This is a genomic window from Vibrio sp. SCSIO 43137, assembly GCF_028201475.1.
Lineage (GTDB): Bacteria > Pseudomonadota > Gammaproteobacteria > Enterobacterales > Vibrionaceae > Vibrio.
The window spans coordinates 1,438,122-1,457,145 of sequence record NZ_CP116384.1 but is presented as its reverse complement, the minus strand read 5'-3'; the positions used below and the strand labels follow the sequence as shown (position 1 = coordinate 1,457,145).

Annotated in this window: 21 protein-coding genes; 14 read left to right on the top strand and 7 right to left on the bottom strand. The window is 45.2% G+C overall.

What is annotated here, in order from left to right; all coding sequences use genetic code 11:
* Positions 1–6: 6 nt before the first annotated feature.
* From PK654_RS22435 to PK654_RS22420, 4 genes are all read left to right on the top strand, one after another.
* Positions 7–639: a LysE family translocator gene (locus tag PK654_RS22435; RefSeq protein WP_271699725.1), complete on the top strand. Its 633-nt coding sequence runs from the start codon at positions 7–9 to the stop codon at positions 637–639.
* Between the two features lie 81 nt (positions 640–720).
* The gene (locus PK654_RS22430) at positions 721–1,656 is read left to right on the top strand and encodes a LysR family transcriptional regulator (RefSeq protein WP_271699724.1); all 936 of its coding nucleotides are present in this window, start codon (positions 721–723) and stop codon (positions 1,654–1,656) included.
* Between the two features lie 137 nt (positions 1,657–1,793).
* The gene (hipB, locus tag PK654_RS22425) at positions 1,794–2,039 is read left to right on the top strand and encodes a type II toxin-antitoxin system antitoxin HipB (protein WP_271699723.1); all 246 of its coding nucleotides are present in this window, start codon (positions 1,794–1,796) and stop codon (positions 2,037–2,039) included.
* Positions 2,039–3,346 (top strand): type II toxin-antitoxin system HipA family toxin, encoded by a 1,308-nt coding sequence (locus tag PK654_RS22420; RefSeq protein WP_271699722.1) that lies wholly within the window; start codon positions 2,039–2,041, stop codon positions 3,344–3,346. Before hipB ends, PK654_RS22420 begins: the two co-directional genes overlap by 1 nt.
* A gap of 26 nt (positions 3,347–3,372) precedes the next feature.
* Here the strand turns inward: PK654_RS22420 and PK654_RS22415 are convergent, their stop codons facing one another.
* From PK654_RS22415 to PK654_RS22400, 4 genes are all read right to left on the bottom strand, one after another.
* Positions 3,373–4,128: an alpha/beta hydrolase gene (locus PK654_RS22415; protein WP_271699720.1), complete on the bottom strand. Its 756-nt coding sequence runs from the start codon at positions 4,126–4,128 to the stop codon at positions 3,373–3,375.
* Positions 4,125–4,508, bottom strand: coding sequence for a DUF2784 domain-containing protein (locus tag PK654_RS22410; RefSeq protein WP_271699718.1), 384 nt, complete (start codon positions 4,506–4,508; stop codon positions 4,125–4,127). Before PK654_RS22410 ends, PK654_RS22415 begins: the two co-directional genes overlap by 4 nt.
* Positions 4,509–4,674: 166 nt before the next feature.
* Positions 4,675–5,037 (bottom strand): cupin domain-containing protein, encoded by a 363-nt coding sequence (locus PK654_RS22405; RefSeq protein ID WP_271699716.1) that lies wholly within the window; start codon positions 5,035–5,037, stop codon positions 4,675–4,677.
* Positions 5,038–5,052: 15 nt separating this feature from the next.
* The gene (locus tag PK654_RS22400; protein ID WP_271699715.1) at positions 5,053–6,357 is read right to left on the bottom strand and encodes an NAD(P)/FAD-dependent oxidoreductase; all 1,305 of its coding nucleotides are present in this window, start codon (positions 6,355–6,357) and stop codon (positions 5,053–5,055) included.
* A 180-nt stretch (positions 6,358–6,537) separates the two neighbouring features.
* On the opposite strand from PK654_RS22400, the gene PK654_RS22395 reads away from it, so the two are divergent.
* From PK654_RS22395 to PK654_RS22375, 5 genes are read left to right on the top strand one after another with little or no spacing between them, the layout of a single operon-like run.
* Entirely contained in the window at positions 6,538–7,023 is a 486-nt protein-coding gene (locus tag PK654_RS22395) for a universal stress protein (RefSeq protein ID WP_271699713.1), read from the top strand.
* A 42-nt stretch (positions 7,024–7,065) separates the two neighbouring features.
* The gene (locus tag PK654_RS22390; protein ID WP_271699711.1) at positions 7,066–8,004 is read left to right on the top strand and encodes a tripartite tricarboxylate transporter substrate binding protein; all 939 of its coding nucleotides are present in this window, start codon (positions 7,066–7,068) and stop codon (positions 8,002–8,004) included.
* A gap of 53 nt (positions 8,005–8,057) precedes the next feature.
* Entirely contained in the window at positions 8,058–8,639 is a 582-nt protein-coding gene (locus tag PK654_RS22385) for a hypothetical protein (RefSeq protein ID WP_271699709.1), read from the top strand.
* Positions 8,640–8,662: 23 nt separating this feature from the next.
* On the top strand, positions 8,663–10,162 hold the full coding sequence (locus tag PK654_RS22380) for a tripartite tricarboxylate transporter permease (protein ID WP_271699707.1): 1,500 nt from the start codon (positions 8,663–8,665) through the stop codon (positions 10,160–10,162).
* A 47-nt stretch (positions 10,163–10,209) separates the two neighbouring features.
* A complete protein-coding gene (locus PK654_RS22375) occupies positions 10,210–11,616 on the top strand; it encodes an aldehyde dehydrogenase family protein (RefSeq protein WP_271699706.1) in 1,407 nt (468 codons plus the stop codon).
* Between the two features lie 53 nt (positions 11,617–11,669).
* Here PK654_RS22375 and PK654_RS22370 read toward each other — a convergent pair whose 3' ends face one another.
* Entirely contained in the window at positions 11,670–12,389 is a 720-nt protein-coding gene (locus PK654_RS22370; protein ID WP_271699704.1) for a helix-turn-helix domain-containing protein, read from the bottom strand.
* A gap of 302 nt (positions 12,390–12,691) precedes the next feature.
* Between PK654_RS22370 and PK654_RS22365 the strand changes: the two genes are divergently transcribed.
* Genes PK654_RS22365 through PK654_RS22355 form a run of 3 tightly spaced genes read left to right on the top strand, consistent with a single transcriptional unit; the run spans position 12,692 to position 15,819 of the window.
* Positions 12,692–13,909 carry a hypothetical protein gene (locus PK654_RS22365; RefSeq protein ID WP_271699702.1) on the top strand — a complete coding sequence of 406 codons (1,218 nt, stop codon included), beginning with the start codon at positions 12,692–12,694 and terminating at the stop codon, positions 13,907–13,909.
* Positions 13,906–14,055, top strand: coding sequence for a hypothetical protein (locus tag PK654_RS22360; protein WP_271699701.1), 150 nt, complete (start codon positions 13,906–13,908; stop codon positions 14,053–14,055). The genes PK654_RS22365 and PK654_RS22360 overlap by 4 nt, the downstream gene beginning before the upstream one ends.
* Positions 14,056–15,819: a transglutaminase-like domain-containing protein gene (locus PK654_RS22355; protein ID WP_271699699.1), complete on the top strand. Its 1,764-nt coding sequence runs from the start codon at positions 14,056–14,058 to the stop codon at positions 15,817–15,819.
* Between the two features lie 194 nt (positions 15,820–16,013).
* On the opposite strand, the gene PK654_RS22350 is transcribed toward PK654_RS22355, so the two are convergent.
* Positions 16,014–16,733: a helix-turn-helix transcriptional regulator gene (locus PK654_RS22350; RefSeq protein WP_271699698.1), complete on the bottom strand. Its 720-nt coding sequence runs from the start codon at positions 16,731–16,733 to the stop codon at positions 16,014–16,016.
* 95 nt (positions 16,734–16,828) lie between these two features.
* Here PK654_RS22350 and PK654_RS22345 point away from each other — a divergent pair, with 95 nt between their 5' ends.
* Together PK654_RS22345 and PK654_RS22340 are read left to right on the top strand one after the other, a co-directional pair.
* The gene (locus PK654_RS22345; RefSeq protein ID WP_271699697.1) at positions 16,829–17,767 is read left to right on the top strand and encodes an alpha/beta fold hydrolase; all 939 of its coding nucleotides are present in this window, start codon (positions 16,829–16,831) and stop codon (positions 17,765–17,767) included.
* An 82-nt stretch (positions 17,768–17,849) separates the two neighbouring features.
* Positions 17,850–18,542: an aspartate/glutamate racemase family protein gene (locus tag PK654_RS22340; protein ID WP_271699696.1), complete on the top strand. Its 693-nt coding sequence runs from the start codon at positions 17,850–17,852 to the stop codon at positions 18,540–18,542.
* Between the two features lie 95 nt (positions 18,543–18,637).
* Here the strand turns inward: PK654_RS22340 and PK654_RS22335 are convergent, their stop codons facing one another.
* Entirely contained in the window at positions 18,638–18,952 is a 315-nt protein-coding gene (locus PK654_RS22335; RefSeq protein ID WP_271699695.1) for a c-type cytochrome, read from the bottom strand.
* Between the last annotated feature and the right edge of the window lie 72 nt (positions 18,953–19,024).

Genomic DNA, 19,024 nt, shown 5'->3' with positions numbered 1-19,024 from the left:
CCATTTATGCTGTTTTCAACCCTTCTCCCTGCGGCTTTTCCTGCATTAGCACTGGCTCATTTCGTCGCGCTGTTAAGTCCGGGGCAGGATTTTTTCTTAATCGTGGCTCATTCAATCCGGCATAGACTGCGTGGTAGCCGGTTTATCTGTGTCGGAGTTGCTCTGGGTAACGCTGTTTATATTGCAATAGCGATACTTGGCTGGACAAGTATCCGCGATAACTCCCTGCTTTTTTCAATAGTTGAAGTATCTGGCGCGATCTATCTGTTATGGATCGGTTTTCAATTGCTAAAAAGTAAAAGAAACAGTACTTTTCCTGAAGACGACCAAGATCAGGAACTGGCGCCCTCAGTAATAAAACAGCTGATCCTTGGCCTGAACTCTGCCTTACTTAACCCTAAAAATGCTCTGTTTTATATGAGCCTGATGACCGTTATTCTGGGAAACCAAGTTACATTGGTTCAGCAAGTTTCTTGTGGTATATGGATGTTTCTCACTGTTTTGCTATGGGATTTTTTGGTTGCTGCGAGCATAGGGCAGCCCCGTATTCAGAAGAGCCTCAAGAAAAGTATTCATCTGGTAGAAAGAGGTGCGGGTGCAGTTCTTATCTTCTTCAGTATTGCTCTGTTTGCAAGCTAGTTTTTAATAAGCCGTGTACCTACACGAACACCTAGTTATCTTATAGAATCTCAATGGTTAACTTATAAAAAGAGCTAAAAGATGAAAGACTTTGATATAAATCTGTTGCGCGTAATGGCTGTTTTGCTGGAAGAGCGCAGTGTTACCGCGGCTGCGGAGCGTTTATATCTCAGTCAGTCGGCCGTAAGTAAACAGTTGGCAAAATTGCGGGAAGTGTTTGATGATCCGCTGTTTGAACGAATGGCCAGAGGGTTAAACCCTACTCCGAAGGCGCTTTCCCTTGCTCCCAGAATTTATGAAGTGCTTAACCAAGTCGACCAACTGGCGATACCTTCTACCTTTGAGCCGGAGAACAGTAAGCGTCTATTTAACTTTGATCTGGTTGAAACGGCTTATCCAGTTACCTATCCGTATTTTATGCCTCAGCTGCTTAAGCTGGCTCCCTGCATTAGTATTACCAGCAGGACATGGGGGGAAGATAGCCTTGGACGTTTATTGCGCAGGGAAATTGATTTCGGCATCGGTATTTTTGAGTGGGATAAACGCTCCGGAACTCATGTAACCACCATTCCAGATGATCTTCATTATGTGGAGCTGATGCGTGATAACTCTGTCTGTTTGATGCGCAAAGGGCATCCGGCATTGCAGGAAGAGTGGAATCTGGACACTTTCCTTAAATATCGCCACCTGTTCGTGACCGTAGGTGGTGTAAGTGGCTGGCTGTTAAAGGAGATTTTGGCTTCTGAAAACAGGTGGATGGATAACGCCGTTAAGATGTCGGATGTTCAGAGTGCCGTGAAGTTGTGTGAGGCTAGTGATTTGCTGATGTGCTATCCCCGCTCGTCGATAAAAGCACTTAATATGGATGCTAATCTTGTCGTCATGCCTATCCCCCTGCAACTGGATTCCGGTGGCTACTTCTTACTTTGGCACCGCCATTACGATAATGATCCCAGCCATAAATGGCTGCGGGAACTTATTGTTGAGTTTACCCCTGATATAAACAGTGGTGATTGAGATACAGAGTCGGCTATCCCCTGTAGAGGATAATTGCATTTTTATCCCTTGTAGGGGATAATTGTATCTCTATCCCCAGTAGGGGATAAACTATAGCTATCTATATGACCAGATGAAATGCTGAGGGGAAAGGGTAAATGATATACAGTCCAAAGCAACTTGCTGACAGAATACTTCTCATACGGCAACAAAATAACTGGAGCCAAAGTGAACTTGCAAAAAAGGTTGGTATAAAACAGGCAACCATTTCCAACTTTGAAAATAACCCTAGCCGGACTACCCTCGCTACTTTTTTCAAATTGCTTCAGGCAATGGACTTAGTATTAACTGTTGATGAAAAAAGCCAGAACCAGACAAGTACTCCCGATGATGAGGACTGGTGATGCAAGAGTTAATAGCCTATATGAATGGAGAGCTTGTCGGCAGGTTGAAGAAGCAGTCAAACGGTGCTCATTCATTTCAATATGATTCCGACTGGATAACAAACAGTAAAGCCCGTCCTCTGTCCCTATCGCTTAAACTGCAACTTCCCCGAATAAACTCAGACGCAGTCATTAATTATTTTGATAACCTGTTGCCTGATGCGCCAAAGGTTAGAGAAAGAATCGTAACCAGATATAAAGCTTCGTCTATTCAACCATTTGATCTTCTGAAAGAAGTGGGTAAAGACAGTGTTGGTGCAATCACCCTTTTACCACCTGATAAGCCGTATAAAGAAGAACCGATAAGCTACAAGGTTTTAGATGAAGATAAGCTGGAAAATGTTCTTCTGGCATACAAGTCAGAGATTCCTCTGGGAATGCTGGAGGAAGAAGAGGACTTCAGGATTTCTGTAGCGGGTGTACAGGAAAAAACAGCTCTTCTTCGTTTTAATGATCAATGGTGTATACCTGAAGGAAACACACCGACCACCCACATTATCAAGCTTCCTATTGGTGAGATACAACAAGCGCATGCAACACTGGATCTAACGGACAGTGTGGAAAACGAATACCTCTGTATTGAACTGGCAAGAGAGCTTGGTTTTGACGTTCCTGAGATTGAAATGATACAGGTGAAGAGTGTGAAAGCTTTGGCTGTGGAACGTTTTGACAGGCGTTGGAACCGGGATAGAACTAAGGTGTTGCGTTTACCTCAGGAAGATATTTGTCAGGTTTATGGAAAGCCTCCGTCGATAAAGTATGAATTTCAGGGAGGCCCCGGTATTGCTGAAATAATGAAGCTGTTAATGGGATCCAGTAATGCTCTGGACGATCAATATAATTTTATGAAGTTTCAGGTTTTTCAATGGGCAATTGGTGCTACGGACGGGCATGCAAAGAACTACTCAATTTATATAGAAAAGGGCGGTAGCTACAGGCTCACTCCTTTTTATGACATCTTATCTGCTTATGTTGTCCTTGGTGGGAAAGGGCTAAATATCAGAAAACTGAAGTTAGCAATGGGGCTAAAAGCCACTAAAGGTAAGAAGTATGAGATCAATAAAATCTACGCTCATCACTTTTTAGATACTGCAAAATCTGTCGGGTTTAATCAGGATAAAATGCAAATCATCTTAGACGATATACAAGTCGATCTTCCTGAAGCCATTGAACGAGTAAGAGGAAGGTTGCCAAAGGATTTCCCTGATCATGTTGCTGAAGCCATATTCGGAAACTCTCTGAAAATGGTTAAAAAGCTGGCAATGTAGTTCAGCTTAATAACATCACTTCAAAGCTATTCCAGCGCCCGCTTAAGCTTTGATATATAAGCGGGAAACTGTGAAATATTGTTATGGCCTGCGCCTGAAATGATAACGCTTTCTTTTAGTTGATTATCAAACTCTGCGATAAGTTGATCGGTTCTTTCCTTGGGGATGACAGCGTCTTTTTCAGCAGTAAAGATATAAGTTTGTGCGGTAATCTCATTCACTCTTCCTGCAGAGTTATACTTGTCTTTTAGTAGCAAGGAGACGGGGAACATCCAGTAAACTTCTCTGGCAACATTTTCAACACTGTCAAACGGTGTTACCAAAACTAGTTTATCTATCTGCCTGTTGGCCGCAACGTAGGTAGCGATGCCAGAACCAAGACTTCTGCCCACCAGAGATACAGAGTCATGTTTACTGTTTACTGAATCAAATATCTGTAAAGCATCGCGGTACAGAGCCTTTTCTGTCGGCGAGCCTGAGTTATTGCTATACCCCCGATAAGGAATAAGATAAACCGCATAATCCGGAAGCACTGCTTTGAAAAACGGGATATTGGCTTCGATACTCTCTGCGTTACCGCCGTAATAAATTAGTGCTCTGTTTTGCTTCTGATTCAGCACCCAGCCGGAAAGGGTAATTCCATCAACAGTAAAACTGACATTCATCTCGCCGTAAGCACTACTCGCCTGTCTGGGGTGATAGAGAAACTGACGCTGAAACGTATAGAGAAGAGCAGCAAACAGCAGATAAAACAGCAGCAGATTCAATAAAATCTTTTTCATTTCTGCTTCCTTTTTTGTTTGCGCTTATATCCAAGATAAACAGCCATATAAACCGAAATATTGATGCCTATCGCTGCAAATCCCAACATGAGCTGCATATTAAAGCTTAGCTCAGCCGGATAGATAACAGGAATGACATAGTGCTCAACAAACCCTCCCGGGTACCCTTCGACTCCCGCCGCCTGCCTGAAATGGTTTTCCAAAGGCGTCAATGGACAGATCCAGCCATTAAAACTGACCAGCGCAACCCAGATGGCAGCAGGAATATGGATAGCCAGCATATAGACACGCCACAACACCAGCATGCCACCGAGTAGCGAAAACAGAATAAACAGTAGATGAAGTACGACAACGAGATCCGCCAGTAGCCGGTAAGCCATAAGTAATGCCCCCTTGATTAAACATAGCTGATAAAGGAGAAGTTGGCTGGTTAACAAGGGTTAGTAGAAATCTCGAACGTTAAATTGCAGTTCAAGATCCTCTTCAACCACAAAAAAAGCACACCCATTCAGATGTGCTTCTCTCCAAAAATCACTTTTGCTAATTCTATATCGCCACAGACAGATAGTGTTTTACAAAGTGACCGGAGATAACGTGCCATTCAACGTTGGTGCCCTGAGCTACAAACCATGAGTCTCCGGGGCCAAAAGTATTCTCTTCTCCTGTATCTATATTTTTCAGCTTCAGCTCTCCTTCAAGAACCGTTGCGTGTTCTGTAAACGGGTACTGCATTCTGAACACACCAGTAGTGCACTTGAAAATGCCGCAGGCAACGCTATCTTCCGGAGCGCCATCTACCATAGCGATGCTGGCCTGAGGATCTCCGTCAATAACCGTTGAGCCTAGGTTAGTGATGCTGCCTATTTCTGCCATTTCCGGCAATGTTGCGTTTAGAAAAATTGGTTTCATTGTTTTGTCCTTGTATTAACGCCGACCCATCCAGTAGCCGGAAACTTGATGCCACAGCTTGCCACTGGTCAGAAGTGCCGGGGCGATATAGTCTTTGCCCAGCACGTTTAAATGCGGAATGTTGCTGATAAGTTCGTAGCGTTCGGTTTTCTCACTCATCCCTTCTGCGAGCACCTTGCAGACGATATGACTTGGCGTGACACCAAAGCCGGAGTAACCCTGCACATAGAACACGTTGTTGTGATCATTTAATGTCCCCACCTGCGGGAACAGGTTAACGCTGCAACAGAGAGGTCCGCCCCAGGCAAGGTCTATTTTTACCTTGTCCAGATAAGGGAATATTTTCAGCATCTGCTCGCGGTTCCACGCCTTTAGATCATTGGGAATGTACTCAACTGCCCGGGTTGCAGCACCGAACAATAGGCGGTTTTCGTTGGTCACCCGGTAGTAATCAATTACCGGGCGGATATCGCTGTAGGCTCCGCGGATGGGACTGATTTGTTCGATTAACTCATCAGAAAGGGGCTCGGTTGCCATCTGAAATGCGTAGGTGTTGATGGTCTTTTTATGTAGCTCCGATTCCATACCCTCGAGGAAACCGTTGCAGGCCCACAGCAGCTTTTTCGCTTTTACACTTCCGGTAGGCGTTCTAACTATAATGGTCGAACCGTACTCAACAGAGATGGCCATGGAGTTCTCGTATATTTTTACCCCGTACTCTTCAGTCAGGGCTTTGGCTTCACCGAGCAATAGGTTAAGAGAGTGAACATGGCCAGCCCCCATATGTTTCAGGGCGCAAGTGTAGGCATCGGAACCGATGACCTGCTTTACATCAGAGCCGGTAAGTAGCTGTATATCTTCATCAGGTGATACGGAAGTAAATTCTTTTTCCCACTCCCGCAGGGTTTTCTCCTGACGATGGTTGCTGCCGAGATAGGCATAACCGTGACGGAAATCGGCGTCAATATTGTACTTTTCAACACGCTCTTTGATGATGGCGGCACCAAGGTTGCCTATCTTAAACAGCTCTTCTATGCCGTCAGGGCCCACATGTTTTTTAACCGTATCCAGATCATGACCAAGTCCTGCCATTATCTGACCGCCGTTACGGCCCGTTCCGCCATAGCCAAGATAACGGCCTTCAAGAATGACGGTATTGGTAATGCCTTTTTCTGCCAGTTCAAGAGCGGTATTTATGCCGGTAAATCCACCCCCGATGATGACCACATCGGCATCCAGATCTTCTGTCAGTCTGGGAAAGCTCAGGTCATATTTCTTGGTTGCAGCATAGTAAGTTAGCGAATCTAAATGCCTCATCATAATTCCTTTTATTGTGCGCTGACTTTTTAATCTAACCATGGCGATTCCGGGTCGGCTATCAACCGTTCGGCTGATTCAGGGCGTTTTTTACATTTTTTTAACTTCTCATCCTTTTGGCCGATTTTCTTATTTTGCTCTTTCACCTGTAATGAAACCGTCACTCAAAGACGGGACAAAACAATGAGCCATGAGATTAACGCAATTATTTACGCATCGGACGTTCACGAGGGGAGTCGCAGTGCATTCCGTGTTGCCGTCCGGCAGGCTGTGAAACATCAGGCTGAAATAATCTATGTGCATGCCCTTGATAAGGTGAACAAAATTACCCCGGATGTATCTCAGTCTCTTCTGCCGAAGAACATCGAGCAGGATCATTCTCAGCAGCATAAAGAGGCGCAGATCGCGGGTATCAAAAAGCGCATCCACCGCTTTGTAGATACAGAACTTTCTTCACTGGAACAGCTTCCGACCTTCTCTGTTTGCATCCGTTTTGGTGTTCCGGAGGAGGTGATTGTTCAGGCTTCACAGCAGTTTGGAGCCGGAATGATTGTGATGGGAAACCGGAAAGTGAGTGCGCTTTCGCGTGTTTTTCTCGGTTCAACTGCACAAAAGGTTTTACAAAAATCAGAGGTGCCAGTGTTGATTGTGCCTCTGAAAACTAAGTGAAACAGGGTTCGTTAAGGACGAGTAACAAGATAAGGATTTGTCATGAATAAGATAACCATTTTAGCCGCTGTCGCGTTGTCAGCTCTTTTTACTTCTTACACCGCAACCGCAGCAGATTACCCGAGCCGGCCGGTAAAATATGTTGTGCCATGGCCTCCGGGAGATCTTGAAGATATCCTTACCCGCTTAATCGCGGAGGAGATGTCTAAAGAGACAGGCAAACCGGCAACTGTGGTTAATAAGCCCGGTGGTGGCGGTATTATTGGTGCATCTGAAGTGTCGCGGGCTCGTGCAGACGGCCTGACCATAGGCTCTTTTGTCGCGGATCTTCTCACCACTCAGATCTTATCCGGCAATGCTCCTTTTAGTCAGGATACTTTTGAACCCGTAGGCATTTTCCTTGATTACCCCTTTGTTATTGCGGCGAAAGCCGATGCACCATATAACAATCTGAAAGAGCTGGCTGCGTATTCTCAGAGTAACCCTGTTTCACTGGCTCACTTTGGCTATCAGGCGCTTCCTACTGCGATTACTTTTAAGGCCGCAGATGAGATTGGGCTGAAGTTCTCATCTAATGCGCCTTTCGACTCTATTAACTGCTCTACATTAGCTAACGGTGATGCCACCGTAATCAACACGGTTACTCAAACCATCCTCTCCTGTCTGAAGTCCGGCGACGTCAAAATCATCGCATCTATTACTCATGAGCGCCTGAGCCTGAGTCCGGAAGTGCCGACTCTTCAGGAACAGACAGGCATTGCACAGACAACGTGGAATGGCCTGTTTGTAAAGAAAGGCACCTCTGAAAAGATTAAAAACCGTATTGCCGAGATTGCCCAAACTGCCCTGGCGACCGATAAGGTAGCAGAAATCAGCGCGACGACTGGCGCCAGTGTTTTCTGGATTGATGGTGAAGAGGCCAAACAGGTGATCAGCAATGATTACAACAGCGCTAAAGATCTTCTTGATTATATGAACTAAAAATCCGGGGCAGGGGAGTTATTTCACTGCCCCATAATCACAGGAGACGGAATATGGACATTAAAGAACGAAAGGCTGATCAGGTAGCAGGGGAAACTTCTTCAGACAGTCAATTGCCTTCTCATTACTATTTTTATCTGCTCTCTTTTTTAGGCTCGCTGACATTAATTCTTCTTCAGCCTCTACAGGCGAAGGAAGTGGTCAGGGCTCATGGCTGGTATACACAGCCTTATATCGCCCCCTTTGCAGGTCTGTATGTGATTACGGCTTTCAGCGGATTTTACCTTCTGCTTAACACGGCGAAGCATGCTCACTTTCTGAAGAAGATAAACCCCATAGAGCTCACTTTCAGTGCCATTAGCAAGTACCGCACAGCTATTATCATCAGTCTGTTTTTTATGCTGTATATCGCCAGCCTGTCGGTTATCGGTTTTGCTCTGTCCAGTCTGATTTTTATTCTGACCATGCTTTGGATAAGCAACCTATTTAACGGCTTTTGGGTATCCATGGGTATTATTTCAGTGGTTTGTTTAGTGCTGATATTCCGGGTACTGGTGAATGTCTGGCTGCCCGATGTCTGGCTCTACTCCTTGTTCTCTGATCAATTTGCTGATTTCGCCAATATGTACCTGTAGGCCTTGCGGAGTAAAACAAAATTATGGATGTCATTCTTCTCGGATTAAACGAAATCGCCACGGTAAATGTGCTGGTGGCCATTGTCTTTGGTGCTCTTCTCGGGGTTTCGATCGGGTCGATTCCCGGCCTTGAGCCAGCCGGTGTAATCGCCATTTTGCTGCCGCTCACCTTTACATTAGAGCCATTACCGGGCGTTACTCTGTTACTGGGAGTGTATGGCGGAGCGTGGTATGGCGGGGCTATTCCGGCGATTTTGATGAACACCCCCGGCACTCCTGTTGCTGTGCTGACCACCTATGATGGCTATCCTATGACTCAGAAGGGCGAAGGCAAACGGGCTCTTTCAATCGCTTACTCCTCTTCATTTATTGGCGGGATCATCAGTGTGCTTTCTCTGGTACTGCTGGCGCCGGTTCTGTCTCAGGTAGCAAACCATTTTGGTTCCGCTGAGTTTGCTATGCTGGCGGCACTTGGCATGATTTTCGTAGTAATGGCACATTACAGACAAGCTTTTGCCGCTGCCATGATGCTGGGCCTAGGTATATTTCTGGGTTCAGTCGGTATTGATCGCTCCTATAACACCATGACTTATACCTTTAGTCAGGAATGGCTGATGGGCGGGATCCCTCTGGTACCAACGGTGATTGGCTTGTTTGCCATGTCTCAGGCATTTGTGTTGCTCTCTCAGAAAGGCAATGACTCTCAGGTTACCCGTTATGAAGGTAAAGGCCGTTTTTCCGGAATATTTACGGTTTTGAAGTATAAGGTCACTGTGTTTCGCTCTGCGACACTGGGAGTCATTATGGGACTGCTGCCGGGAGTAGGGGAATTTGGTTCTCAGTTTTTCTCTTACACATTAGCGCAGAAGTTTTCCAACAACCCGGATAAGTTTGGCAAAGGCGCTGAAGAGGGCTTGATTGCTTCTGAAACCTCCAATAATGCGGTAACGGCATCGGTGATGATTCCCCTGCTTGCGTTCGGCATTCCTGCTGATGCACTCATGGCCATGTTGCTGTCGGTGTTTATGGTACATAACTATACGCCGGGCCCGACCCTGTTTGCTGAAAAACCTGAGTTTATTTCCGGCCTTTATATCTCGCTGTTTCTTATCAATATTATTGCGTTTCTTTATCTCACATTTACCAGTAAATGGATTGCCAACCTGACCCGTATCCGCGGCCGGTTTATCGGTGCTGTGATTCTGATTCTGGGGTTTATTGGCAGCTATAGCCAGAACTACCAGTTTTCAGATGCGCTGATAGCCCTTGGGTTTGCCATATTCGGCTACATCCTGAAACGGGAAAACATTCCGGCTGTCCCCATTATTCTCGGGCTGGTACTGGGGCCTGTTTTTATCGCCCGTAGTAAGCAGGCTCTCGGGGTTTCCAATGGCGATCTTTCCATTTTTATTGAGCGGCCAATCAGTCTTGCTTTACTGACCATGATTGTTCTCTCCGCTGCAGTATTTGTTTTCAGCATGTTCAAAGAGAACCGAAAACAGATACATCTTCAAAACCAATAACCGTACCAATTGCTAACAGTACTAACTGCTCTTAAAAGGAATTAATAATGAACAAGCCTCAATTGACTATTAACGGAACATCAGTTTTGGGTGAAATGCCGTCACTCAAGGTTCTCAACCCTGCTAACGAATCTGTTGTATTTGAAGCACCTTCAGCATCGCCGGCTCAGCTTGATGCCGCCGTAGAGAGTGCCCGCTCAGCCTTTAAAAGCTGGAGTACTTTAACCCAGAGTGAGCGGGATAGTTATATCGAAAAAATTGCTGACACCATAGAGGAAAATGCTCAGCAATTAGCCGGTATTATCGTTAAAGAACAGGGCAAGCCACTAGCGCTGGCTCATATGGAAGTTGGTGGTGCGGTGGCGTGGACCCGTCATTCAACCAGTATTGAAATACCCGTTGAGGTGTATCAGGATTCACCGGAAAAACGTATAGAAGGAAGGCGCAAGCCGGTTGGCGTTGTCGGCTCTATTACGCCATGGAACTGGCCGCTGATGATAGCTATCTGGCACATTATTCCTGCACTGAGAATGGGTAATACTGTGATTAACAAACCTTCTGAACTGACGCCGGTTAATACGCTTGTACTGGGAGAACTGCTGCAGAGCGTGCTACCGGCCGGTGTTTTCAATGTAGTTTCTGGTGACGGTGAGCTGGGCAGAGCCATCAGTGAACACAAGGGTATAGACAAGGTTGTGTTTACCGGTTCGACACAAACGGGTCAGAAAATCATGCAATCCGCCGCCGGTAACCTTAAAAAACTTACCCTTGAGCTGGGGGGCAATGATGCAGGGATAGTACTTCCGGGAGCAGATCTTACCGCCATCGCTGAAGGACTGTTTAACACTGCCTTTATTAATATGGGGCAAACCTGTGCAGCCCTTAAACGTCTTTATGTGCACCAGTCGCAGCATGACGAGCTTTGTAATCTGCTTGCGGACATTGCCCAAAACCATGTGGTTAAAGACGGCATGGATCCGTCATCAACATTCGGGCCGGTACAAAACAGCAGGCAACTGGAAAAAGTGATGACTCTGGTTGAACAGGCGAAACAGAGTGGTGCCACCATCTATAGCGGAGGTGAGAAAAGTAGCCAACAGGGGTATTTCTATCCTCCGACCATTATCGGCAACTGCAAAAATGGTATGTCTGTAGTTGATGAAGAACAGTTTGGCCCTGTGTTGCCGCTAATTCCATACGACTCTGTAGAGCAGGCAATAGAAATGGCCAATGATTCCCAAGTCGGCCTTGGCGGCTCAGTCTGGGGTGATACTGAAAAGGCCGGTGAGTTGGCTTCACATCTGGAGTGCGGAACCGTATGGATCAACGGACACGCCGAAGTATTGCCGCACGCGCCTTTTGGTGGCTGCAAAATGTCAGGCTTCGGAGTAGAGTTCGGGCTGGAAGGTTTGCTGGAGAATAGCTTGCTTCAGGTGGTGAACATTAATAAGTAAGGCTCAGTATATCCGGTAAGGGTGTAACTGTTCTTACCGGATATACATGTCAGTTAAAGAATGCATTTAGAACTGTAGACCAGATTGACCATTTCGACTTTACTGTTTACTTCCAGTTTGGCAAAGAGGTGCTGAAGGTGAGTTTTAACTGTTGATAAGCTGCAATTGAGTTTTGTTGCCATCACCTTATTGGCCAGCCCCTGAATAGCCAGTTGTAACACCACCCGCTCTTTATTGGTGAGTGAGTATTGGTCACAAAAATCATCGAAGGTGATCTGGGTGCTCAGCATTAACTGTTGCCCAAGGCTGAACTCGATATAGCGATGCAGGGCACCGAGGCGGATAAAATCCTCTTTAGAGGGGCCGCTTACTGATTGGTCAAAAAAGAGTGCTGCGCCGCCCACCAGATTGTTCTGGTGATAGAAGTAAAGCTCAACAATTTCGTTTACTTTCCATGGCTTAATAAAGTCCTGATAGTAGGTGTGAGTGCGTTGTTTGAGCGGAGAAACCAGATCGCTCATTTTGATGATTCTGTCTTGAGGAGAGCTAAAATTTTCAGGATAAAGAGGATCTTTTTTATAGAAATTTTCCATATATTCTTTGTGCATCAGTGGCTGAATTCTGGATGTCTGATAACAAATAGGGCGGGCACGTTCATCCACCAGATAACTGGCAAGGCGTGATACGTTCAGGCTGGAGTTAAGCAGAAGCATCATTTCATTCTGAAACTCGTTAAGTTGAACCAGATTGGCACTATTGGCGGCAACATTCATAACCGACTCCCTGATAACTATGATTGTTCAATCCATGAACAAATTAGAGAAATGCCACACAATAGCATCCGCACATTGTAATCACAATGTATTTAATATGTTAATTAAATGTAAATCTCATTTTTGAAGTGTTGATGAAACTAGATAATTTACATTCTGGTTGAGCTACTTGTGGTTTTCTGATCTGATTTCTGTCGGGTTGTACGATCAACGCTAGCCTTACTTCAGCGAAAGTCACTTAAGTTTGAAGGCATTATCGTCAGGAGCATAGGCTGAAAAGCTTTCCCTCAAGCAGTAAGTCGGTGCTTTTATTTGAAAGAGACAGCTTCTGTGAGTATGGAATTGGTTTAATAGGCCGATTTGTTGTAACATGCTGTTTTTTAAAGAAATTTTGTTTGAGTAAACTCTTTACCTTCCTGTTTCAGGTAGTGGAATTAAAAATGCAAGAGACTAGCAAGATAATTGACAGTGATAGCCCAGCCTTAGAGCCTCTGGACGAACCAATTGAGATGCGGGCTCCCAGAGGAGCCGTGTGGGATTGGTTTTTAATGTTTAGTTCTTTAGGGCTTTATTCCAGTTTCTGGTTATATCGCCGAGCTAAAGAGTTAAGGCAAGTCACGTCGTTTCAGTTTAAACCCATATTGTGGTTTTTCGTTCCTTTGATCGCAATTTCTCAGCCGTTTGCTTATGGGAAAATGAACAGTGCATTAAAGGAAATTGAGGAAGGTGGCAAAGAGACAGGCCGGAACAGAAAGCTCTATGTGATAGGAGCCGTGGCCTTTTTTCTTACCTCCATATATTTTTCTGCCAGCACTGGTTGGGTGGTAGCTGGTTGGGTAGATGCCCTGGGCTATCTATTGATTACCTCTGGCTTTACTCTTATGGCCCACCGGGTAAATAAGGCTAAGGCAGCATTAAGTAATGTGACGTTTAAGGGTGAGCGATCGGGCTACACCATTTGGGAGTGGTTGCTGGTTATTGTGATGTTTCCTGTTCTGGCAGGTAGTTTTGCATTTGATGCTTTTTCTCTGCTTATGTTAGATAAGCTTGAGCACTTTCCCGAAGGTCATTATTACCGTTCCCAGAATCATGATTTCAGATTTTGGTTCCGGGGTGGTGACTGGTATAGCATGCCAGTGGGTACCTATAGCGACGGAGGTGCGTTGGCTGAGTTTGGCAATGATGTGCCGGAATCGTATTTTATAGTTTTTGGGAATGAAGCGCTCAATGACGATGAACTTAATGATCATATTGACTCGCGCAAAAGCTGGATTCAGGAAACGATCTCAGACGCCGATTGTGAAGAAAAACGCAGCTTTGAACCCTACTCCATGAACGTCAAGGTAGAACTTAGTTGTAAAGGGGAAATATTCCTGGATCCTGCTTCGGCATTTGTCACTTATATCAAAACAGAGAAACAAGACTATGAGCTTCTGGGTGTATTAACCGGACCAAGTAAGTCTTATCAGCGATGGATAAGGGCATATAAAGAGATGGCAGGGGAGTTCAGTAGCAAATGATTAGAAGAGCAAGTTTATTGATTTTGGTTGGTATTACTTCTGCTCCTTTATATGCGCAAGGGCAGAGTGGGGTAGAGTGGCAACTCTCAAGTGAAGGAGTGGCACAAATATCAGAGTTATTGCCAGCGGATAACCAGTTTACATAAATGACACAGCTTCTCAGGGAGGAGAGTGTCGATATTCAAGCGGAAAAGGTGACCATAAAGCATAAGCGAGTCAGTTATTTCCCACGATTTATTGATACTGACAATTATGGCTCACAGAGCGTATTTTTTAATCCGAAAACACAGCACTTACGCATTACAAAAGCAGCGTCTCTTTCTCCCTCTGGTGAAATAAAACAAATTGATCCGGCTAAAGTACAGGTAGTAGACACTAATACTTACAACACTTTTCATAGTGAAAAAGAGGTCATCCTGATATTACAAGGTTTGCAAGAAGGTAGCCTTTCTGTTGTTGAATATGAAATCGTCACGCAACGCGATGCCATGGAGTCAGATTGGTCTCGCGAACTCTATCTGCAGAACAACTATCCAATAGAAAACTATCAACTGAATGTTAAATGGGATAAAACGCAGGTGTTTCGCTGGGCGACAGATAGCCAAGAAGTGAAGTGTGAAGAACAGGCTAGTTCACTCTACTGTCATGGCGATAATTTAGATGCCTATAAAGGCGACGCGAATGCTTACTGGAAAGATCATATTAACCGGATATCTATTGGTTCTTTAGATAGCTGGAATCAGGTTGTTTCCAGAGCAAATAAGCTTATGGCGGAAGCAGAGAAAGATCGTAAAGGGTTGCCTCAGTTGGCGGAAAGGCTGAGTGAAAATACAGATTCTATCGAACAACGGATAGCCAATATTTTACAGTTTGTTTCTCGTGATGTTCGGTATGTATCTATGTCTGAGCATGGCAATGCGATGACGCCACATACATTAGCTGAAACCATAGAAAACCGTTTTGGAGATTGTAAGGATAAGTCCGCTCTACTGAAAGCTCTGTTGGAGGTGAATGGATTGCAGGCAAACTATGCTTTGGTGGCGACTCAGCGCATGGATCAGGACAAGGTGCTGGTACCAACAATGAACGTATTCAACCATGTTGTTGTCTGCTTTAAATTTGATGGCAATGAATACTGTGTTGACCCAACAGATATGCAAACAAATTGGCAGTATACTCCGGCGTGGATTCAGGGAAAGGTAGTGTTACCCTTAGTTTCTGGTTATATCCCTCATACTATGGATAGTAGCCGTTTCCGCTGGCAAATGCAGAGCAGTACGGAAATTGACTTTACCGCCGACGGAGGCCAGCAAGAGACCCAGAAGCGGGTTTATCTGGGACAATACGCTTCTGGTTATCGCTCCAGTTTGTATCCTGATACAGAGAAAGGCCGTCAGGATTATCTGATAAAGCAGTATAAGAGAGTGGTATACGACAAGGCGGAGCCCAGTTTTACCATAGAGCATTTAGAGGGCATGTCAGCGGAATTAGTGATTCACTCCAAGGCAGATTTAGCGCCTTTTCTTAAAGTAGGAGAGCCTCTTGTATACTCGGAAAGTGATGCCTGGATTAAGGATGAGCTAAAAGAACTTCGTTTAAGTAATGAGCATTATACCGAGCAGTTTCCCGGCCTTCGAGTTGAGTCAAGCTTCAACTATGATACTAAAGGTTTGTGGCGTATTACTGATCTGCCTGCATCGTTACACTTTAGTCATGAGTTTGGTTTTCTTACCAGAGAGGTGTTTCGTGAGTCCGACAGTAGCATCAATATCAAAACTGTACTGCGTATTCCTTCCCGGAAGGTACAAGCTAAGGACATAGAAGCTTTTAATCAGTTGCTAAACACTTATTCGAAGCAATCTGAAATTCGTTTTAAAGGTGTTGTTATGGAAAGTAACTTACCTGATTGATCCATCTGCCAATATTATGGCTTGGATGCTTTTGATTTTTTGAGGGTATCAGCCCAGTAGAGCCACACAATGTCGATAGAAAATGTGTGGCTTTATTTTGTTTGTGGGTCGCAACTTTGTTTTCTGATGTTGAATTACTGTAGCCACAAGCTGAAACTGTCTTTTTATTTAAAAAAACAGTTATTTAAATGCTCTCATCTGGCAAAATTACGCAGCGGAGAAACATGCTGTTCAAAAGCCACCCGCCGTTTTAAAAATTTATCTCCCTCTACAACCACAGGGCTACTGATTCGATCCATACGGAAGTGACGAAAGTCTTCTCGATCTGGATCCCATGCCACCAGATACCAGAGTGGCGGCAGAATCAACATTGCCTGAGGCTCAACTTCTCTTTGGGTTACGACACCCTTGGCATCCTGATAGCGGAAGCGCAGGCGGTTTTGTTGCAGAAAGGCCTGTTCAAAGGCGGGCAACAGGTCGGGATCCACTTCCTCCATATCCGATATGCCAACTTGATCAGCCAGTTTTCCTATAAAGACGCAATCAAGAAAACGGCGCAAATCGCTTATCTGTTCCTGTGGCAGAGCTTTTTCAATTTTTGCCAGTCCGGCCTTAGCAAGTCCGGAGAAGGGGACATTTGCCGCAGCACGAATAGATTCAACGCTGATAAGCAGGGCAAAAACTTCAGCGACTGAAAGCTTTACTGTGGTTTGTGCTGAGCGGGGATCAAGTTGCAAGCCACCTCCGCGTCCCGGCTCTGAATGAATAACAAAACCTTCATCGCGCAGAGCATTAATATCACGCAGCACCGTCCGCCGGGATACACCTACCTGCTGAGCAAGGTAATCAATTGTGGAAGTGCCGTTCCGGCGCAGGCTGCGCACTATGGCATCTTGTCGTTGGCGGGCATTCATTTTGTCAGGTTACCTTTTTATGGTGCCAATTTTTGTCACCTTTACATTGTATAAATTATCTGTTCCGTTCAGCAAACAGATAAAGGAGAAAGACAATGTTCAATCCGCAAGATTTTGCAAAACCTACCATGATCTCTGTAAATGGGGTGCAACTTGAGGTATTTCAGGCTGGTCAGCAAAGTAATAGGGAGCCTGTTGTGCTCTGTCATGGTTGGCCTGAGCATGCTTTCTCGTGGCGCCATCAAGTCCCCGCACTCGTTGCTACCGGCTATCATGTAATCGTTCCTAACCAACGAGGGTACGGCAACTCATCTTGTCCGGAGCAGGTCACTGCGTACGATATTGAGCAGCTAAGCGGTGATCTTGTCGCCATTCTGGACTACTTTGGCTACGAAAAGGCAACTTTTATCGGTCATGACTGGGGGGCTATGGTGGTCTGGGGGCTGGCTCTGCTGCATCCTGATCGAGTCAGTAAGCTGATTAACCTTAGTCTGCCTTATCAGGCTCGCGGTGATGTTCCGTGGATTGAGCTTATGGAGCAGTTTCTTGGCGGTGATTACTACTTTGTTCATTTTAACCGCCAGCCCGGTGTCGCTGATGCGATTTTGGATAACAACGTCAGCCACTTTCTGCACAATCTTTATCGCAAAAATCTGCCAATAGCAGAGCCTGAGCCCGGGATGGCGATGATCAACCTTGCCAGATCTGATAGCCCAGCAGGAGAGCCATTGATGAGTGAAAATGAACTGTCGGTTTATATCTCTGCTTTTGAATCGAGTGGCTTTACCGGCAGCATCAACTGGTACAGAAACCTAGATAGAAACTGGCATATATTGGCGAATGTGGATCCGATTATTCGCCAGCCTGCACTTATGGTCTATGGTAATAAAGATGTCGTCCCTGAAGCAGAAAATCTGACAGACTTTGTACCGAATGTGGATGTGATTAGTCTGGATACTGGTCACTGGATTCAGCAGGAAAAACCGCAAGAGATTAATCAGCTAATATTGGATTGGTTACAAAAAAAGAGTTAACCAGAGGGCAATTGCATACAATAATTTGCTACTGAAAAGGGCGTTAATGAAAACACTCAAAGCATTACATTAAGGACAGAATATGAAAACCATTGGCTTACTAGGCGGTATGAGTTGGGAATCGACGCTCAGTTACTACAAATCCATTAATCAGGGTGTTAAGCAGCAACTTGGTGGCCTGAATTCCGCAAAAATCTGCCTGTATAGCGTCAACTTTGAACAAATAGAAAAACTTCAGCATCAGGGTAAGTGGGATGAAACGGCGGAAATTCTATCGGATGCTGCTTGTTCGGTTGAGAAGGGTGGAGCGGACGTTCTGTTAATTTGCACCAACACCATGCACAAGGTCGCTCCCCAGATTGAAGAAAACATCTCTATTCCCATTCTGCATATTGCTGATGCAACTGCTGAGAAGTTGCTTGAAAAGAAGATCAGTAAAGTCGGATTACTCGGTACTAACTTCACAATGGAGCAGGAGTTTTATAAAGGGCGGCTGACGGATAAGTTTGCTATTGATGTTGTGGTGCCTGAGGAAGAAGACAGGCTAAAGGTGCATAACATTATTTATCAGGAGCTTTGCCGCGGAGAAATTAAACAGAGCTCAAGAACCGAGTATATCCGCATCATTGATAAGTTACGTAATCAGGGAGCTGAGGCAGTTATTCTGGGTTGTACGGAAATAGCTCTGCTGGTGCAGCAGCAACATACTGACGTGCCGCTATTTGATACCACTGCTATTCATGCCGACGCTGCCGTACGCTTTGCGGTTGGCTAAGTTTTTTATTCAGTCTTAAGATAAAAAACGCAGAGCCGGCTTCTGACCGGCCCTGCGTAAAGCGGAACTCCCCATTTATTTTGCTTATGAGCTGCTTAGGGAGTCAGGCTGGAGTAAAAAGCTGCTAAGTCTTCGATGTCTGAATCTGATAGAGGCGTAACCATAGCCGTCATCGTCGGATCTTTTCTTTCACCGCTTTTGAAGGCTTTTAATTGTGTCACCATATATGCCTGTTTTTGCCCTGCCAGATTAGGGTAAAGATCTACAGCCGAGATACCATTTGCACCGTGGCAAGCGATACATGTTGCTGCTTTTGCTTTTCCGGCTTGAGGATCTCCTGCTGCTAATGATGGTGCAGATGCCAAACCGAATATCAGGCCAGCACATATTAGTGCGCTGTTTGCTTTCATAAATTGCTCCTTAAGTATTGTTTGAAAATACTTATTTGCTTCCGTAAGTATTTGAATAAATTAAAACAAGAA

What these genes read in the sequence shown, in the direction of transcription:
- PK654_RS22435 (WP_271699725.1), top strand. Translation starts at nt 7, where the DNA reads ATGCTGTTTTCAACCCTTCTCCCTGCGGCTTTTCCTGCATTAGCACTG.
- PK654_RS22430 (WP_271699724.1), top strand. Translation starts at nt 721, where the DNA reads ATGAAAGACTTTGATATAAATCTGTTGCGCGTAATGGCTGTTTTGCTG.
- hipB (WP_271699723.1), top strand. Translation starts at nt 1,794, where the DNA reads ATGATATACAGTCCAAAGCAACTTGCTGACAGAATACTTCTCATACGG.
- PK654_RS22420 (WP_271699722.1), top strand. Translation starts at nt 2,039, where the DNA reads ATGCAAGAGTTAATAGCCTATATGAATGGAGAGCTTGTCGGCAGGTTG.
- PK654_RS22415 (WP_271699720.1), bottom strand. Translation starts at nt 4,128, where the DNA reads ATGAAAAAGATTTTATTGAATCTGCTGCTGTTTTATCTGCTGTTTGCT.
- PK654_RS22410 (WP_271699718.1), bottom strand. Translation starts at nt 4,508, where the DNA reads ATGGCTTACCGGCTACTGGCGGATCTCGTTGTCGTACTTCATCTACTG.
- PK654_RS22405 (WP_271699716.1), bottom strand. Translation starts at nt 5,037, where the DNA reads ATGAAACCAATTTTTCTAAACGCAACATTGCCGGAAATGGCAGAAATA.
- PK654_RS22400 (WP_271699715.1), bottom strand. Translation starts at nt 6,357, where the DNA reads ATGATGAGGCATTTAGATTCGCTAACTTACTATGCTGCAACCAAGAAA.
- PK654_RS22395 (WP_271699713.1), top strand. Translation starts at nt 6,538, where the DNA reads ATGAGCCATGAGATTAACGCAATTATTTACGCATCGGACGTTCACGAG.
- PK654_RS22390 (WP_271699711.1), top strand. Translation starts at nt 7,066, where the DNA reads ATGAATAAGATAACCATTTTAGCCGCTGTCGCGTTGTCAGCTCTTTTT.
- PK654_RS22385 (WP_271699709.1), top strand. Translation starts at nt 8,058, where the DNA reads ATGGACATTAAAGAACGAAAGGCTGATCAGGTAGCAGGGGAAACTTCT.
- PK654_RS22380 (WP_271699707.1), top strand. Translation starts at nt 8,663, where the DNA reads ATGGATGTCATTCTTCTCGGATTAAACGAAATCGCCACGGTAAATGTG.
- PK654_RS22375 (WP_271699706.1), top strand. Translation starts at nt 10,210, where the DNA reads ATGAACAAGCCTCAATTGACTATTAACGGAACATCAGTTTTGGGTGAA.
- PK654_RS22370 (WP_271699704.1), bottom strand. Translation starts at nt 12,389, where the DNA reads ATGAATGTTGCCGCCAATAGTGCCAATCTGGTTCAACTTAACGAGTTT.
- PK654_RS22360 (WP_271699701.1), top strand. Translation starts at nt 13,906, where the DNA reads ATGATTAGAAGAGCAAGTTTATTGATTTTGGTTGGTATTACTTCTGCT.
- PK654_RS22355 (WP_271699699.1), top strand. Translation starts at nt 14,056, where the DNA reads ATGACACAGCTTCTCAGGGAGGAGAGTGTCGATATTCAAGCGGAAAAG.
- PK654_RS22350 (WP_271699698.1), bottom strand. Translation starts at nt 16,733, where the DNA reads ATGAATGCCCGCCAACGACAAGATGCCATAGTGCGCAGCCTGCGCCGG.
- PK654_RS22345 (WP_271699697.1), top strand. Translation starts at nt 16,829, where the DNA reads ATGTTCAATCCGCAAGATTTTGCAAAACCTACCATGATCTCTGTAAAT.
- PK654_RS22340 (WP_271699696.1), top strand. Translation starts at nt 17,850, where the DNA reads ATGAAAACCATTGGCTTACTAGGCGGTATGAGTTGGGAATCGACGCTC.
- PK654_RS22335 (WP_271699695.1), bottom strand. Translation starts at nt 18,952, where the DNA reads ATGAAAGCAAACAGCGCACTAATATGTGCTGGCCTGATATTCGGTTTG.